The organism is Saprospiraceae bacterium, assembly GCA_016715965.1.
Classification (GTDB): domain Bacteria; phylum Bacteroidota; class Bacteroidia; order Chitinophagales; family Saprospiraceae; genus Vicinibacter.
In genome coordinates this window covers 800,460-817,771 of the sequence record JADJXG010000001.1, presented here as the reverse complement: position 1 = coordinate 817,771, position 17,312 = coordinate 800,460, and the positions used below count along the sequence as shown (strand labels likewise).

The 17,312-nt window shown below is 38.9% G+C and carries 13 protein-coding genes and 1 CRISPR repeat array; of the genes, 9 read left to right on the top strand and 4 right to left on the bottom strand.

What is annotated here, in order from left to right; genetic code table 11:
* Positions 1-12: 12 nt before the first annotated feature.
* From IPM48_02985 to IPM48_02970, 4 genes are all read right to left on the bottom strand, one after another.
* Positions 13-432 (bottom strand): SET domain-containing protein, encoded by a 420-nt coding sequence (locus IPM48_02985; protein MBK9270538.1) that lies wholly within the window; start codon positions 430-432, stop codon positions 13-15.
* Between the two features lie 135 nt (positions 433-567).
* Positions 568-1,569 carry a GTPase ObgE gene (gene obgE / locus IPM48_02980; protein ID MBK9270537.1) on the bottom strand — a complete coding sequence of 334 codons (1,002 nt, stop codon included), beginning with the start codon at positions 1,567-1,569 and terminating at the stop codon, positions 568-570.
* Positions 1,570-1,606: 37 nt separating this feature from the next.
* Complete coding sequence (locus IPM48_02975) at positions 1,607-2,182, bottom strand: adenylate kinase (GenBank protein ID MBK9270536.1); 576 nt, start codon at positions 2,180-2,182, stop codon at positions 1,607-1,609.
* A gap of 89 nt (positions 2,183-2,271) precedes the next feature.
* The gene (locus IPM48_02970; protein MBK9270535.1) at positions 2,272-3,009 is read right to left on the bottom strand and encodes a C40 family peptidase; all 738 of its coding nucleotides are present in this window, start codon (positions 3,007-3,009) and stop codon (positions 2,272-2,274) included.
* Between the two features lie 264 nt (positions 3,010-3,273).
* Between IPM48_02970 and IPM48_02965 the strand changes: the two genes are divergently transcribed.
* From IPM48_02965 to cas2, 9 genes are all read left to right on the top strand, one after another.
* Complete coding sequence (locus IPM48_02965; protein MBK9270534.1) at positions 3,274-4,089, top strand: M48 family metalloprotease; 816 nt, start codon at positions 3,274-3,276, stop codon at positions 4,087-4,089.
* Positions 4,090-4,321: 232 nt separating this feature from the next.
* Positions 4,322-7,093: a DNA polymerase I gene (polA, locus tag IPM48_02960; GenBank protein ID MBK9270533.1), complete on the top strand. Its 2,772-nt coding sequence runs from the start codon at positions 4,322-4,324 to the stop codon at positions 7,091-7,093.
* A 26-nt stretch (positions 7,094-7,119) separates the two neighbouring features.
* Positions 7,120-8,049 carry a UDP-3-O-(3-hydroxymyristoyl)glucosamine N-acyltransferase gene (locus IPM48_02955; protein ID MBK9270532.1) on the top strand — a complete coding sequence of 310 codons (930 nt, stop codon included), beginning with the start codon at positions 7,120-7,122 and terminating at the stop codon, positions 8,047-8,049.
* 86 nt (positions 8,050-8,135) lie between these two features.
* Positions 8,136-9,161, top strand: coding sequence for a T9SS type A sorting domain-containing protein (locus IPM48_02950; protein ID MBK9270531.1), 1,026 nt, complete (start codon positions 8,136-8,138; stop codon positions 9,159-9,161).
* 156 nt (positions 9,162-9,317) lie between these two features.
* Positions 9,318-10,337 (top strand): hypothetical protein, encoded by a 1,020-nt coding sequence (locus IPM48_02945; GenBank protein MBK9270530.1) that lies wholly within the window; start codon positions 9,318-9,320, stop codon positions 10,335-10,337.
* On the top strand, positions 10,334-11,536 hold the full coding sequence (locus tag IPM48_02940; protein ID MBK9270529.1) for an amidohydrolase family protein: 1,203 nt from the start codon (positions 10,334-10,336) through the stop codon (positions 11,534-11,536). Before IPM48_02945 ends, IPM48_02940 begins: the two co-directional genes overlap by 4 nt.
* Before the next feature lie 226 nt (positions 11,537-11,762).
* The gene (locus IPM48_02935) at positions 11,763-14,921 is read left to right on the top strand and encodes a hypothetical protein (protein MBK9270528.1); all 3,159 of its coding nucleotides are present in this window, start codon (positions 11,763-11,765) and stop codon (positions 14,919-14,921) included.
* Between the two features lie 8 nt (positions 14,922-14,929).
* Positions 14,930-15,835: a type II CRISPR-associated endonuclease Cas1 gene (gene cas1 / locus IPM48_02930; protein ID MBK9270527.1), complete on the top strand. Its 906-nt coding sequence runs from the start codon at positions 14,930-14,932 to the stop codon at positions 15,833-15,835.
* The gene (cas2, locus tag IPM48_02925; protein ID MBK9270526.1) at positions 15,832-16,173 is read left to right on the top strand and encodes a CRISPR-associated endonuclease Cas2; all 342 of its coding nucleotides are present in this window, start codon (positions 15,832-15,834) and stop codon (positions 16,171-16,173) included. The genes cas1 and cas2 overlap by 4 nt, the downstream gene beginning before the upstream one ends.
* Positions 16,174-16,274: 101 nt before the next feature.
* A CRISPR array of direct repeats spans positions 16,275-17,164; the repeat unit is 47 nt; unit sequence GATTTCCAAAGGTAAAACATTTCTTAAAAGTGAAAGCAAATCAAAAC.
* Positions 17,165-17,312: the final 148 nt, after the last annotated feature.

The following is a 17,312-nucleotide window of genomic DNA, read 5'->3' as shown; positions in this document are numbered from 1 at the left end:
GATCCAATCATTTCAATTTGACGAGTCATATTCACAAATCTCCCCATAGTCTAAAAACAATTCTTCTCCTTCTCGAATGTCTCTGATGGTTTCAAAAAAGGCCCCCTCATCCACCGATTTCAAGTTGGGTTGATCCGAATGATTGAGGTAAAGCGAAAGATCCATGGTCTTAAATCCATGTGCGGGTACATAATATTGTTGTTTGTCAAAGAGACAATAGTTTTCAACCAAAAGCCTGCTGTGATTTGGCAGGGCTTCCACTTCCTTTTTATCCAGGCAAATCCAATCGCCCGGATCTATTGAAAAAATATCTCTGCATCCGCTTGGAATGTCGCGAATGGCAAATACGCCCACACCCGCTACCGCGGATGGCTTTAACATCACGTAGTGTTGATGAAGGAGGTCTTTTATTAATTTTTCCTTGGGATCCATGATGCAAAGATATTTTATATTCAAGAGTGGTTTCAGCAAAAGCTGGCATCGAGTGACAATCCATTCAAGACCTTCAGGCAGAACCTATCGTTGGAAATGGAAGTTGAATGGAACTTACAGATTTTGAGTGCTGATTTATTGCAGCGGATGCTCCAGGAGCTGCCAGATCTTGTCTTTGAGTTCTTCAAGTCCCTGTTGTGCTACAGAGGAAATAAATACATACGGAATGCCGGAAGGCAATTCATTTTTAATCAGATCTTTCCATTCGGGTTCAGCAATGTCCGTTTTTGTAATGGCCAGCAAGCGGGGCTTGTCAGACAATTCAGGATTAAATTGATGCAATTCATTGGAGAGCACCTGGTATTCTTTGCGGATATCAGCGCTGTCGCAGGGGATCATAAACAACAACACAGAATTTCGTTCAATATGTCTTAAAAATCTGGTTCCAATGCCCTTTCCAGCATGGGCACCTTCGATTATTCCCGGAATATCCGCCATCACAAAGGACTTCGAATCCCTGTAAGACACTATCCCGAGATTGGGCACCAGGGTGGTAAAGGCATAATCGGCTATCTTGGGTTTCGCAGCAGAAAGAACCGAAAGCAAGGTGGATTTTCCGGCATTTGGATAACCTACAAGTCCAACATCAGCCAGGATTTTGAGTTCTAGAATGAGCCATTCTTCAATTCCGGCTTCTCCGGGTTGTGCATAATCCGGTGATTGGTTCGTGCTGGAAGTAAAAAAGGCATTTCCTTTTCCACCGCGTCCACCTGCCAATAAAATCTCGGATTGATCGTGCTGGGTAATTTCAAGTAGCTTTTCTCCGGTCTCAGGATGTACGGCTACCGTTCCAAGAGGAACATCCAGGATGATATCTTTCCCATCAGCTCCGGTGCAATTGTTTTCACCTCCGGCGACACCATTTTCGGCGTAAATGTGTTTTCTAAATTTCAAATGCAGCAGGGTCCACAACTGGCTATTGCCGCGCAGGATGATGTGTCCTCCTCTTCCGCCGTTTCCGCCATCTGGTCCACCTTTGGGATTGTGCTTGCTTCTGAAAAAATGCACAAAACCGGGCCCTCCGTGTCCTGATCGGAAACAGATTTTGACGTAATCTACAAAATTTTGTTCAGCCAAGTTATGAAAGGATGAAGATTTAGAAGCATCTACTTACTTAGATCAAAGGATCCAACTCAGTGCATATTCTTTTGAATATTTCATCGACCGTGCCCATTCCATCAATGTTTCTGGATTTGTTTTTCTGGTCGTAGAAATCAAAAACTTCAGAAGTCTTTTGACGATACTCTTCCATTCTTTTTCGGATGATCGACTCATCGCTGTCATCCGGTCTTCCGGATGTGACTCCGCGCTTGATAATCCTGCGGACAATTTCTTCATCCGGCACCTCAAGAGCCAATAAAATTTTAATTTCTTCCTCATTTTCATTGAGCATGTTGTCCAATGCAATGGCTTGTGCAATGGTCCGGGGAAATCCATCATAAATAATACCGGAAACATGGTCCAATTCGCGAAGTTTGTTCTTAAGCATGCCAATGGTAATCTCATCGGGTACGAGAATACCCTGGTTCATGTATTCCAAAGCTTTCAGACCAAGTGGTGTTTTCTGACTTGTTTCGGCTCTAAACAAATCACCGGTAGAAATGTGAAACAGATTGTATTTTTTAATGAGTTTTTCAGCCTGGGTACCCTTTCCTGATCCAGGTGGACCAAACAATATTAAATGAATCATAAGAGATCGTTGGGGAACTACATAACAGGATCGTCCAATTTTTCCGAATCATCCCCTTTTGATTGGAAAACCGCAAAATTACCAATTTTTTAGTTCATGGTGATACCTTTCTGTCGGGTGAAACTATCCAAATCCCTGATCATCTTGATTCTCTTGAGCCAATAATCTGACTTTAGGATGTCTTCCTCGATGACTCCTTTGGAGGATGAACTGTGAATCATCATCATTTTCCGATCATCTATTTCGGTCAATATACCGACGTGGTGGATTCTGTCTTTGGACCCAAAGAAAATCAGATCTCCTGGTTTTGCTTCAGCCGCCAAAATTTTCCGACCGCATTTGCTTTGATCAGCACTGCACGCGGCCATCTGAAAGTCAAACCTGCTGAGAACGTGTATGACAAAGCCACTGCAGTCAAATCCAGCCGGGGTCTTGCCAGCTGGTTTGTATCGAGTACCCAAAAGACTTCTTGCTTCGCGGATGATTTTTTCACGGATGGTTTGTACCGGCGGGGATAAAACAGAATCCAACCTGGTATCCGCTACAAGGATTCGCTGTTGCTTTTGTTCCGGTTTTTTGGCAATTTTTGCGGAAGTTTTTTGATGGGATTTATTTTTCTGCTTTTGCGTATTGGATGATTTTTTGGGTTTCAGGCCTGCATCCGTGGTGTTCTGTTGTGGCCTGGATGAAACTTTCTTTTGGATGCGGCTGCTGTCCTGGTATGGATGTCCCATTGAATGGGAACTCACGCAGGAATTTAATCCAATGGTGAAGACAATGGACAGAGACAGTCGAAGGAGTTTGCCAATACTAAATTTAATTCCCATATTAATAACGATTTATGTATTAAACAAAACGCTAATATAATTCATTTGATCTATTTTATACATATTAAAAATTAAATATATATTAAATATTGTTAAATAAATATATACGCATATTAAGAATTTACAATACTTTTAATATGGATTTATTTTCACCCTTCTTACCGGCTCGTTGGCCCGGGTGAATCCTTTGGCATGTCCTTCAAAGGGCTGTTAGGAACGATTTATTTATTTACTTTGTTGTTTATTCTTCAAGCCATCCAAATTATGAATAAGTTAAAATCACAAATACCCCTTGGAATTTTAGGCAACCGGGGCCGTACCGGAGGGACCCTGATTGTAGGTCTCATCATCGCTGCAGTCACTTTGTTTAGATATTGTTCTACCAGCACATACAATGAATACCTGGGTATCCGCCAAAATGTGAGCATAAGCCCCGAGCAGGAAGTCGCCATTGGCTTGCAATCCAAACCCATGATGGTGCAGGAATATGGGGGTTATGATGCAGACCAACGCGCCCAGCAACTGGTCAAAGAAATTGGTCAGCGGCTGGTGCAAGCCAGCATCGCATCTAAAACTCCTTATCAGTACGATTTCCACTTACTGGCAGACCGCAATGTGGTCAATGCATTTGCACTGCCCGGAGGGCAGATATTTATTACCAGAGCCCTGTTTGATCGTTTGACGGATGTGGAGCAATTGGCAGGCATTCTTGGACACGAAATCGGTCACGTTGTAGGGAGACATTCCGGCGAGAGAATGGAAAAAGATCAGCTTCTACGGGGTCTGGCAGGAGCTGCGGGCGTGGCCATGGGAGATCCTAATTCCGCTCAAATGGCACAGCAAATTGCAGCATTGATTGGCCTTAAATACGGTAGAGAACAGGAATTACAATCGGATGATCTTGGAGTGCGATTTATGATGGATGCGGGCTTTAATCCCGAAAAACTAATCGACGTCATGGAGATTCTCAAAATGGCTTCTGGTGGTCAGAGCAGGCCAGAATTTACATCCACCCATCCGGATCCTGACAACAGAAAAGAGATGATTGAAGCCGCCATCAAGAAATATCGCAAAGAATAAGAGACGGAAAGCTTAATAGCACGGCAGTTTTTTATGCGAAAAGTACAAACCATGTTTTGTCTTCACAGACTGAAGCATGGACTGAAAAATTGTATTTTATGAGCATTCCGCAAGAATACCTTTGCTGAAATTTCATTGGTATCTCTGGATATTTAGCGAAATCAATTTAGCAAATTTACCCTTCTCTACTCTTTCATTCTCCCTACCTTAGCCCTTCGAATACCAATCCGCAATGAAAAAACTCTATTTGTTGGATGGACACGCCCTGGTGTACAGAGCCCATTATGCATTCATCGGCCGTCCCCTTCTCAATTCAAAAGGCCTGAACACAGGTGCCATTTCTGGATTTACCAGGACGCTCTGGGACATCATCAACAACGAAAAACCCAGTCACATTGCGGTTGCCTTTGATTTGCACGGTCCTACTTTCAGGCATCAGGATTATCCGGAATACAAAGCCAACCGGGAAGCTCAACCAGAAGACATCACGGTCGCACTGCCCTACATCGAGGAAATCGTCAAGGCCTTTAATATACCCATTGTCACTGCTGAGTCTTACGAAGCCGATGATGTGATAGGCACCATCGCCAAACAGGCAGCCAGAGAGGGTTTTGAAGTGTATATGGTGACCCCGGACAAGGATTATGGCCAATTGGTCGAGGAGCATATTTTTATGTACAAACCCTCCAGACAAGGCAACGGCATCGACAAATTGGGGCCCAAGGAAATTACCGAATCCTGGGGCATCAAAAGAGTCGATCAAGTCATCGATATGCTCGGTCTGATGGGCGACTCAGTGGACAATATTCCTGGAATACCCGGGGTAGGTGAAAAAACTGCGGCCAAATTGTTGCAGGAATACGATACCGTCGAGAATCTTCTCCAAAACAAAGATCTGCTGGCCGGCAAATTAAAGGAGAAAGTGGATCAGTACGCCCATCTCGCCATTCTCAGTAAAAAATTGGCCACCATCGACATCAACGCACCGGTGGTCTTTGATGAAAAAGCCTACCGCATCGAAGGTGCCAACAAAGAGAGGCTTGCCGAACTGTTCAGAGAATTGGAATTTCGTACTTTGGCTCAGGCGGTATTGGGCGAAAAGCCCAGCACTGCGGGCAAATTGCTCTTTGATGAGGAAGCCAAGGAAGAAAAACCTGAGACAGCAGTCAAAGAATACAGAATTGCAGACCACGATATCCATACCACCCCACACCAATACCATCTGGTACAAACCGAATCTGAAGTAAAGCAACTTTTGTCCCTATTGGAAAAAGCGGAGGTGATTTCTTTCGACACAGAAACCACGGGTATCGATCCCACCCAAGCACAGCTGGTTGGAATGTCTTTTTCTGTTAAGCCGGCCGAAGCCTATTATCTGCCGGTTTCAGCTGATCAGGAAGAAGCTCAAAAAATCGTGGATCAATTTAAATTCGTTCTAGAAAACAAGCATAAAAAATGGATTGGACAGAACATCAAATTTGACATGCTGATGATGCGACAGTATGGAGTCGAATTGCCTGCACCTGCTTTTGATACCATGATCGCACATTATCTCGTCGAACCCGATCAAAGACACAAACTCGATTATTTGTCTGAATCCTATCTGAACTACAAAATGGTGCCGATCGAAGATCTGATTGGCAAAAAAGGGGCTTCCCAAAAATCCATGCGGGATGTCCCCCTGGATCAAATAAAAGAATACGCTGCGGAAGATGCGGATGTGGTAGTCCGGTTGTATCCCTTGTTGCAGGAAGAATTAAAAAAGAATGAAATTACTTCGGTAGCTGAGAATATTGAAATGCCCCTTGTCAAAGTCCTGTGCGACATGGAACACGAAGGCGTAAGGATTGATCCGGGATTTTTAAATGCTTACAGCAAAACCCTCGAAACCCAGATTTTGGGTGCAGAAAAACTGATTTACGAACAAGCAGGTGTAAAATTTAACATCGCAAGTCCCAAGCAGGTAGGCGACGTCTTATTTGAGAAAATGAAAATTCCCTATCGCTGGCGAAAGACCGGAACCAATCAATACAGCACCGACGAAGAAATCCTCAACGAACTTTCTGCGGAATACGATTTGGTCAAGACCATTCTTGAGTTTCGGAAATTGTCCAAATTAAAATCGACCTATGTCGATGCGCTTCCCACCATGGTCAACCCCAAAACCGGAAGGGTACACAGTTCGTTCAATCAGGCCAGGGCAGCCACAGGAAGACTCGCTTCCGAAAACCCCAATTTGCAAAACATCCCCATCAAAGATGAAGCAGGAAGGGAGATTCGCAAATCATTTTTGCCCAGAAATCCAAACCATGTTTTATTGTCTGCAGATTATAGTCAGATTGAGCTTCGCCTCATTGCCGACATGAGTGGAGAAGAAGCCATGCTGGATGCATTTATCAAGGGTCAGGACATTCATCGCGCAACCGCAGCCAAAGTGTATGGCGTGCCTTATGATGAAGTGACTTCAGACCAGAGACGCAATGCAAAGACGGTCAATTTTTCCATCCTGTACGGAGCAGGTGCGACCAATATTTCCAGGCAACTTGGCATTAACAGAACTGAGGCAAAGGAATTGATTGATCAATACTACAAAACCTATTCCGGATTGCGCAATTACATGAATAGTTTGGTTGAAAATGCGCGAACTCACGGATATGTGAGTACTTTGATGGGCCGAAGAAGAATCCTGAGGGACATCAATTCTAAAAATGCTTTGGCGCGCAGCAATGCAGAAAGAGTTGCGATCAACACTCCCATTCAGGGCACTGCCGCAGACCTTATAAAAATAGCAATGATCCACATTCATCAGAAGATCAAAGAAAATAAAATGAGCAGCAAAATGATTCTCCAGGTGCACGATGAATTGGTTTTCGATGTGAGCAAACCGGAATCCGACCAACTGAAGGAAATTGTACTGCACGAAATGAAAAATGCCATTCCGGGTCTTAAAGTACCTCTGGAAGTAGGCATTGGATTCGGAGAAAATTGGCTGGAAGCCCATTAATAAATAGTAGATAGAACATTCAAAACATGCAATTAGCAAAACCCATTCCCGTCCAATCCCTCGCAGAAGAATTTGGATTACAGCTGATCGGATCATCGGATCAGATGATCTTTGGGATCAATGAGATTCACAAAGTCTGCGCCGGTGATTTGACCTTTGTCGATGCAGAAAAATACTACCACCGTGCGGTGCATTCTGCAGCCACAGTGATTTTGATCAACAAGGAGTTTGAATGCCCCGAAGGAAAAACCCTGCTGGTCACAGAGCATCCGTTTGATTTGTACAACCTTCTTGTCCTGAGACACCGACCTGAGAGACCATTGATACAATCCATCGCGGATACCGCTTTTGTGCACCCAACTGCCATCATCGAGCCCGGGGTGGTCATAGGACATTATGCAGTAATTGGAGCAGGATCATTGATACAGGCCAACGCTTATATTGGAGAATATTCTGTCATCGGCAAAGAGGTGAGGATACAGGCTGGAGCTATCATTGGTTCTGATGCATTTTATTACAAGAAGACGAAAGACGGATTTGTCAAATGGCGAAGTGGCGGTCGCACGGTAATCATGGACCATGTAGAAATCGGAGCAGGCAGTACCATCAACAAAGGAGTTTCCGGAGACACCATCGTGGGTGAAGGAACCAAGATCGATTGTCAGGTGCATCTTGGGCATGGTGTCGTCGTTGGAAAACATTGTTTGTTTGCCGCGCAGGTCGGCATAGGAGGTAAAACCATCATTGGAGATCATGTGACCCTGTATGGTCAGGTCGGAGTGGCGCAAAACCTTCACATTGCCAACCATGTTACTGTGTTAGCTACATCCGGAGTTTCCAAAGATCTGGAAGAAGGCAAAACCTACTTTGGCGCTCCTGCAGAAGAAATCGGTGTAAAATACCGAGAGCTTGCTGCTTTAAGAGGTTTACCGGGATTTATGAAATCTAAAAAATAAACATTGCAAAATTTTCTGCCATAAATGTCAAAATTCATCATAGCCATCCATAAACAGAAATTTTTAAACAATCAAAAAGAACGAATATGAATAAAATGATTACCCTTATATTTTTTACATGGTGCATTGCATTGGAATCACAGAGTACCATAAAGTATAATTTCAGCCATCGAATGGAATCTTACCTTTCTATCGAATCGACAGGAATCAATGTCACCGAAGATTTTGTTTGGGATGATGAATTATTTTTTGCTCCGCTCGATTTTACTTTAAATTTTATGGGTGAATCTGCTGATGGACTCTTAGGAGTCACGAATGGCTGGTTTGTTCATCCTGATGCCTTGATGGATGATTTTCCAGAGTCAGTGATTTTCTTATACGCCGATTATATGGATTTGGGGATGAATACTGCAGAAGGAGAGCCATTGTCACCGATTTACGTACAAAATACCGGAACCGTTGGAGAGCGTGTGGCGATCGTGGAATACAACAATGCGGGTTTTTACACGGACGATCCAACGATCAATGATTTTGTCAACTTCCAATTTAGGTTTTATGAGAAAGACAATGCCATAGAAATGCATTTTGGACCATCTGAATTAAACAATATTCAGGAAATATTTGGATTCTTTCCTGGTCCGTTGGTGTCTTTGGCTTATAATACCAGTTTTGATACAATCACGGAAGATATTCATTTGGATACTTTTCTATATGTGAGTGGCAATCCAGATAGTTTCAGTGCGATTCATTCCAATACGGCTACTGATTTAAATACACCCGGTATCTATTTCAATGGATGGCCTAAGGAGAATCAGGTGTTTAGATTTACACCTGGTATGGTGATTGCAAACAGAGATGTTGAAGATACGGAGTGGAATGTTTTTCCGAATCCATTTCAGGATAAATTGGTACTTCGATGTAATGTTTCAATTCCCAATACTTCTGAGCTTCAATTAACAAATTCATTGGGTCAAAATATTGAAATATCCACAAGGAATATCTCTGATCGAATGATTGAAATTAAAACAGATCAACAGCTTCCGTCCGGAATGTATTTGCTTTCAGCTTTGAGTACAAATGGAATGGTATCAATGAGTGTGATTAAGAAATAGGCTAATGTGTGATTTTAAAAGCCTGGACATTTCTTAAAAGAGAAAGCAAAACAAAACCAGCTTGAATTACAGCGCTGGAAAAATACCTGAAGTATAACAAAAGTTATATTGCATTTTGGGTGTCAAGCCTTTACTTTTGTTAAAACTTTGGGTAAAATGATCGGTCAAACTTTGGATCTCATAATTTCGATGGTCACCATTATATTGCTGGCCAGTCTTCTTTTTGGAGCTCTCTACGAATGGTATTCTTCTTATACAAACAGCAGGGGGAAATTTCTCCGAGATTCCTTGGCAAGGATGTTTGAATCACATAATACAGGTCAGTTGATAGGACAAATCTACTCTCATCCTACCATTCGACTATTGAGCAAAAGCAAAGAACTTCCATCCTACATTCCGGATCGTAACTTTGCCCAGGCTGTTTTGGATGTGGTGTTGTCGAATTATAAAAATTCACTGACAAAATATACCTATGAATCAGGTCAAGCGATTCTCAGCTCTCCAGATCAATTGACAAACGCAGATTTATTGAAGGATGCTGTGACAAATATGGATGACAGTCCACTTAAAGCCATTTTATCAAGTCCTGCTTTCGTCGACCCATCTAAAATTAATTTAGAGCAGCTTTCAAAAGAGTTGATGATATGGTACCAACATTACGGAGAGCGGACAAGCGGATGGTATAAAAGGAAGGTTCAATCCCATTTAATTGGATGGACCACCTTGTTTTGTATAGTTTTCAATTTTAATCCTATTGAAATCTTCAAGGAAATGAAACAAAATTCAGCTTTGAGAGAAGCAACTATCCAAGTCGCAGAAAAAATGGTAGCAGACAGTTTAAATTCTGCAAATAAAAGTAATTATAAAGAATGGCTTGAATCGATTAAGAATCTTCAAAAAGTGGAGCTGCCATTTGGTTATAAATTTAGCAGTAGTTTGGAGCTGCGCTGGGAATCAGCCAATCTATCTACCGGAATTGGTGTGGTTAGAGACATGATTGTTGAAATTTATGGGAAATACCTGAACTTGGCAAATTTCATAGGTTGGTTAATAGGGGGCTTATTATTGACAGTTCAGTCAGGATTCTGGTTTGATTTGTTAGCCAGATTTCTAAATATTCGAAAGGGTGGTATAAAGCCCGAACCTAGTTCTGAAACTCAAAGCCAAATGCCATGAAAGGAATGATCAATTGCCATACCCACCTTTTCAATGAATATCATGTACCGGAAGATTTACTCAAGCTGTATGTAAAATGGATTCCAAATTTTCTATTGCCTTCTGTTGGAAGTATCTTGGATCATCCATTGGGAAACCGCGCCCTCAATTTGTTTTCATATTTCGGTACTGACTCTATCAAAAGATACATTAATTTTATTAAGTTTGGTTATGGAATGACGGTTAGACAGCAATTTGAAATCTTGCGCTCTGCCTATCCACCCAAGACTCGGTTTGTAGTTCTTATGCAAGATTTTAAATTTGTAAGCAATGCAAAGGCTAAGGTTAGTTATGATGATTTTGTCAAAGAAATCCTAGAACTCAAACATCAATTTCCAACTGAGATTTTACCATTTTATTTCATGGAGCCTAGAAATTATGATTTTTTAACGGATCCAAATGAAATCTACCAATTACTGCAAGAAAAGTTTGCATCAGGTTGTTTCCTTGGTTTGAAAATGTATCCCGCTGAGGGTTATTTTCCTTGGGATTTCAGACTTAGACCCTTCTACCAATTTGCAATTGATAATAAGTTGCCAATCATGACGCATTGTTCCATTGGGGGATCAAGATATGTCAAACAAACTACTGAAATTGATAGGAATCCTCTTGATCTGAATGGTCAACACAGAAAGATTAACCTGCCCAGTTTAGCTTGGTTGAATGTCAGAAAGGACTACACCGGAAGAGCAAGATGCTTTAGTGATCCGGATAATTATATAGAAGTATTGAAAGAATTTAAGGATTTGAAAATTTGTCTGGCTCATTCAGGATCCAATGAAGAGATCAACCTTGAAATTGATCGCAGGAATGGAAAAAACAAAGACAAAAGAAATTGGTACCAAAAATGTCTTGAGCTTGTAGACAATAATTCAAATGTTTATATGGATGTTTCTTACTCGTTGTACGATGAGCATTTTATAAAAGAATTAATTAAATCAGACTTTGATAGTAACATACATTCTCACAGATCCAACAGACTATTATTTGGTACTGATTTTTATATGACTTACACAGAGGTGGGTGCTGGAGAAAAAGACCTGCCTAAAGTGGAGAGAAGCTTGCGTGAAAAAATGAGCCAACATTTATCACCAAATTTATTTGATAAAATGGCATACCAGAATGCTGAAACGTGGATGAAGTCAAGTATTTATAAATAGACGAATCATTTTAATCATAACTTGATCAGGCATATTTTTTACAAGGTGTGGATATTATAAATATCTAATTAATTTATAGGTTAAAATTTTAATATTTATATCTAAAAAAATTAGATAAAAAAAGCCCCTACCGAAGTGGGGCTAAGGCTAAAAGCCTACAGAATAATCTTTATTCTGATTTGCTTTCAAGAGCAAAGTTACTATATTTGTAAGAAATTATCTATTAATGACAAAAATTTTAGGACTTGATTTAGGCACCAATTCTTTGGGGTGGGCATTGATTGAAAAGGACACAGCTTTGATAGATGGAGGAGTAATTATTTTTCCACGAGGTAATAATCAAGATCAAGTGAGTGGTAAAGAGGAGTCTTATGCACAGCAACGCACAGGATATAGAAGTGCCAGAAGACGTAATTTTCGAAGGAAAATGCGCATAAGAAGAATTCGAGCTTTGCTAACTCAATCTTGGCAATGTGAAATCTACGATGGGATTAAACACTCATCTGATCCCTTAGATTTGTACAGGATTAGATTTGAGGGATTAAATCGAATTCTGGATCCTATAGAATTATCAAGGATTCTATTATATTTTGCAGGTAAGAGGGGCTTTAAGAGTTCCAGATCTATGGAGTTAAGAGAGGGTGAAGGAAACTCCGAGACTGGAAAAGTGAAGAAAAGCATTGATGAGTTGCATGCTAAACTTAAGGAAGGAGGATTTATGACATTAGGACATTATTATTATGACTTAATTTGTGAACACAGAAAGGGAAACAGGTTGGAAGAGAGAATTCTCGATAGGTATACAGATCGAGAAATGTATAAAAAGGAGCTGCACGATATTCTAAGTAAGCAATTGAGTCTTAATAATCATTTGGTGAATGAACAGATTATTTTGGATGTGATGCAGGAAATATTTTTTCAAAGAAAACTCAAATCATGCAAACATCTTGTGAGCAATTGTAGATTTGAAGCAAACAAGAAATGCATGCCCAAAAGTCATCCTTTATTTCAAGAATTTAGGTTTTGGTCCGCAATCCATAATTTAGTTTGGACGGATTATGATACAGGTGAGACAGATTCCTTGTCGGAAGATCAAAAAATGCTGGCTGCTAATTTGTATTATTCTAAGGTTGGAGTGAAAGAAGCAGAGTTAAAAAAGGTACTTGGTTTATCAAGAAGGGTTGTATTTAATAGTATTGAGTTAAAATCAACCACTACCTTAATTCGAATTAAAGAGGTATTGGCTTCAAAATTCAATTTATTTTCATACGATGAAATACTCTCCATTTATCATTCTTTGTTATTTACCGAAGATGATCAAAAGATTAAATTTAAGGAATATTTATTGAGGAAGTTCCAAATAGATGGACAAACAGCAGATAAATTATGGTCTATGCCCATGGAGGCTGATTATTCCAATATTAGTCATAAGGCGGCTTTGAAAATTTTGGAATATTTGAAAAGTGGGTATAATTACTCAGCTGCATGTGACATGGCCGGTTATCATCATTCGTATAATAAAATAGAGACTTTTAAAGATAAAGTAGAGCATCCAAAAACCAATGAGTTTAGAAATCCAGTTGTTCAGAAAAGCGTACATATCTGTATCAATTTGGTGAATAGGATCATCGATAAACACGGCAAACCTGATGTGATTAGAATTGAATTGGGCAGAGAATTAAAAAAACCAAAGGAACAAAGAGAAAAAATATTTAATAGAAATAGAAATAAAGAGAAAAAGAGAGCCCTTTATTTAGAAGTACTTTCAAAGGTTTGTGGGTATGAGTTGGCTTATAATGATTCTATGCTTAAAAAATATGAACTTTGGTTAGAATTGGGTTGTGATGCAGATGATTTTAAAGAATTTAAAGGATTTGCAGAATTTATTAAGGCATCGGATCTGGAGAAATATAGATTGTGGTTGGAGGCTGATAGAATATCACCGTACACTGGAAAAGTGATCAATTTAAGTCAATTGATCAGCCCAGAAATTGAAATTGAACATATAATTCCTTTCAGCAGATCTTTGGATGATTCCTTTATGAATAAAACGATCTGTGAAAGACAGGTAAACAAGGAGAAAGGAGAGAGGACGCCAATTGAGTACTTTGCAACAAAGTCAAAAGCAGACTATGAAAATTTCAAGAAAAGAATCGCTTTATTTGCAAATGAAGCAAAGAGGGATATTTTTTTACAGGAGTCATTGTCTGAGGACTTCTTAAGCAATCAACTTACAGATTCTGCCTATATAGCCAGATTGGCAGTCGGTAAGATAAGAGAATGTATTCCTAATGTTTACACGACAAAAGGTGGTACAACCAGTTATTTAAGACAGGCCTGGGGCTTGAATAAATTATTGTACGATGGATTGGACCAGGAAATGAGAACATTTGTAAAAAACAGAGGTGATCATAGGCACCATTTTATTGATGCGGTAGTGATTGCTTCTACGAATCCCTCACATATTCAACAATTGGCTTTGTCCAAATCCGGAAAATATAATAATCTCAGATTTGATGATATATTGACTCCATGGCCTTCTTTTAGAACTGAGATAGAAGATAAAATAAATTCAATTCTGGTAGTCCATAAATACAACCAAAAGTTAATCTCTAAATCTATCAATAAGTATCGATATAGTAAAAGAGGGCATCTACAGAGCACAATCTCCTTGAGAGGTTCTTTACACGAAGATACTTTGTACGGAAGAATCAATTTTAATGATTCAGGAACATACAGTTATGTTGTCCGAAAGGATGTTAAAACTTTAGTCCCAAAGCAATTTGATAAAATAGTTGATCCATCAATTAGAAATTATTTGAATAGTCTCATAGAAATTAATTCTGGAGGATGGGCCGCAGTTATAAAAGAACCAATTTATTGGCAAGGAAGGCCTTTAAGAAGAGTGAGATGCATCAATAATTCTAGGGAACTACCAATGCTCAGACGTGATACCAAGACTTTTGTAGAACCTGGCAATAATTTTACCTTGGCTATTTATGAAGATGAAATAACCAAGAAACGAGACTTTGATTCCTTAAATTTTTATAAAGCTGTAAGTAGAAAATTGAATGGAGAACCGGTTATTAATAGAATGTATAATGATAAAAAATTGAAATTTACGGTATCCGCTTATGATAAATTTATCATTTATAAGGAACATACTGACGAAATTGATTGGAGTAATCAGGAATACCTAAATGATAATCTCTACCATGTAATAAAGTTTACAGGGAATATTATTGATATAGGAAAATCGTGTATTTCCAATATCAAAGCTGATTATGACAAACCTCCTGTTAAAATACGTTGGACTTCAAATACATTTAAAGCCGTTAAAGTGAAGTTGGATTTGCTAGGCAATATTATTTCTAAAGAGTTTTAATTAAACAATTGATTAAGAAGACAATTACCATACAGAATCCTGTCAAGATTAGGACACAACTGGATCAATTTATTATTACAGATCAGGCAGGACAATCTCATTCTCGCCCAATCGAGGACTATATGATGATCATGATTGATCATCCCCAAGCCTATCTAACAATTCCTACCCTTCAAGCATGTATTGAACATCAAGTGAATGTAGTAGTATGTGATGTAAAGCATATGCCGCTTGGAATGTGGTTGCCTCTTTATGGACATTCACAAGCAACATTGAAGATCCAAAACCAAGTAAATGCATCCAAGCCAATGAATAAAAATATTTGGCAAAGAGTAATAGCTTCAAAATTGAAAAATCAAGCCAAAATACTGGAGAAAAGGGGAATTGATGTAGCATATCTAAAGAAATTGTCAGCAGGAGTAAGGAGTGGAGATACAGCCAATGCAGAAGCTCAAGGCGCGGCCTGGTATTGGAAAAGGCTAATTCCAATAAAAGGATTTGTTAGAGATCGGTTTGGAGAGTCGCCCAATCAAATTTTAAATTATGGCTATATCATTTTAAGATCAGCGGTCGCAAGAGGCTTGGTACTTGCTGGCCTTTTGCCTATTATTGGTATTAACCACAGGAATCAATACAATCCATTTTGTTTGGCGGATGATATGATGGAGCCGTTTAGACCACTGATCGACCAGCATATATTGCATATGATCGATTCTGAAAAATTTGGTGAACAGGCAATCTTAGAATTAGAGATTTCAGTTAGGAAAGAAATTCTGGATTTTTTATTATTTGACGTGGATATCGCAGGCCATAAAAGTCCAGTCCAAAATGCCATTATAACGATGTGTCGATCACTTTCCAAATGCTACGATGAATCAAGCATTCAGTTTCTTGAATTACCTGATTTGTTATGAATCAGTCAGAACGATTTAACCATTATAGAATCATGTGGGTCATGGTGTATTTTGATTTACCAACAGAAACTAAAGCAGAAAAGCGAGAATATGCCTTGTTTAGAAAGAACTTAATTCGGGCAGGATTTTCCATGTTTCAATTTTCCATCTATTCCAGACATTGTCTTAGCAAGGAATATGCAGATCGGTATATCCAAGGCGTAAAAAAAATATTGCCAGCGAAGGGGCATGTGGTTATAGGTTGTATGACTGATAAGCAGTTTGGAATGATGGAGGTTTATCACGGTATTGCAAAACAACCATTGGAAGGCCAAAAACCAATGTTAGAACTTTTTTAAAAAATGTAAAACTGGGAGCGAATTTACGTTTAATAATTGTAGATTTTTTTTGGAAGGAACATTGTTTACACCTTTGGAAATCAAATTATTAGCATAATCTTGATTTCCAAAGGTAAAACATTTCTTAAAAGTGAAAGCAAATCAAAACACAAGGCTCTACAGGGTCTGAATCAGGAAAGATTTCCAAAGGTAAAACATTTCTTAAAAGTGAAAGCAAATCAAAACAATAATTTCTTTTGACACACATACCCTTTTGATTTCCAAAGGTAAAACATTTCTTAAAAGTGAAAGCAAATCAAAACAACGGCATCACAATCAACCATGAAATTTTTGATTTCCAAAGGTAAAACATTTCTTAAAAGTGAAAGCAAATCAAAACTAATAGTTCAGGCAGGTTGTGTAGTTCATCGATTTCCAAAGGTAAAACATTTCTTAAAAGTGAAAGCAAATCAAAACTGTCATTATTATCATTGGCGTATGCGTTATGATTTCCAAAGGTAAAACATTTCTTAAAAGTGAAAGCAAATCAAAACACCGCAAATAAGCCCTTCCAACCGTTTGAGATTTCCAAAGGTAAAACATTTCTTAAAAGTGAAAGCAAATCAAAACTATCTTTGGAATAGAAATTAATCGGTATGGATTTCCAAAGGTAAAACATTTCTTAAAAGTGAAAGCAAATCAAAACAAGATTCGGGAACTAAAATTTAAAAAATAGATTTCCAAAGGTAAAACATTTCTTAAAAGTGAAAGCAAATCAAAACGATATATGGGCTTACTTCAGCAATATGATAGATTTCCAAAGGTAAAACATTTCTTAAAAGTGAAAGCAAATCAAAACAACTTTTGTAATTCTATTTCGGCTACTTCGATTTCCAAAGGTAAAACATTTCTTAAAAGTGAAAGCAAATCAAAACTAAAGGGTAAACTATATCCATAAATCTAACGATTTCCAAAGGTAAAACATTTCTTAAAAGTGAAAGCAAATCAAAACTATCTTTTGTTATCATTACTTCAAAAACAGATTTCCAAAGGTAAAACATTTCTTAAAAGTGAAAGCAAATCAAAACACTAAAATTGAGAATGTCACGAGCCTATATGATTTCCAAAGGTAAAACATTTCTTAAAAGTGAAAGCAAATC

Excerpts from the sequence above, each read along its gene's own strand:
- IPM48_02975 (MBK9270536.1), bottom strand. The coding sequence starts at position 2,182 with ATGATTCATTTAATATTGTTTGGTCCACCTGGATCAGGAAAGGGTACC.
- IPM48_02935 (MBK9270528.1), top strand. The coding sequence starts at position 11,763 with ATGACAAAAATTTTAGGACTTGATTTAGGCACCAATTCTTTGGGGTGG.
- IPM48_02970 (MBK9270535.1), bottom strand. The coding sequence starts at position 3,009 with ATGGGAATTAAATTTAGTATTGGCAAACTCCTTCGACTGTCTCTGTCC.
- IPM48_02955 (MBK9270532.1), top strand. The coding sequence starts at position 7,120 with ATGCAATTAGCAAAACCCATTCCCGTCCAATCCCTCGCAGAAGAATTT.
- cas2 (MBK9270526.1), top strand. The coding sequence starts at position 15,832 with ATGAATCAGTCAGAACGATTTAACCATTATAGAATCATGTGGGTCATG.
- IPM48_02945 (MBK9270530.1), top strand. The coding sequence starts at position 9,318 with ATGATCGGTCAAACTTTGGATCTCATAATTTCGATGGTCACCATTATA.
- IPM48_02950 (MBK9270531.1), top strand. The coding sequence starts at position 8,136 with ATGAATAAAATGATTACCCTTATATTTTTTACATGGTGCATTGCATTG.
- IPM48_02940 (MBK9270529.1), top strand. The coding sequence starts at position 10,334 with ATGAAAGGAATGATCAATTGCCATACCCACCTTTTCAATGAATATCAT.
- polA (MBK9270533.1), top strand. The coding sequence starts at position 4,322 with ATGAAAAAACTCTATTTGTTGGATGGACACGCCCTGGTGTACAGAGCC.
- IPM48_02985 (MBK9270538.1), bottom strand. The coding sequence starts at position 432 with ATGGATCCCAAGGAAAAATTAATAAAAGACCTCCTTCATCAACACTAC.
- IPM48_02965 (MBK9270534.1), top strand. The coding sequence starts at position 3,274 with ATGAATAAGTTAAAATCACAAATACCCCTTGGAATTTTAGGCAACCGG.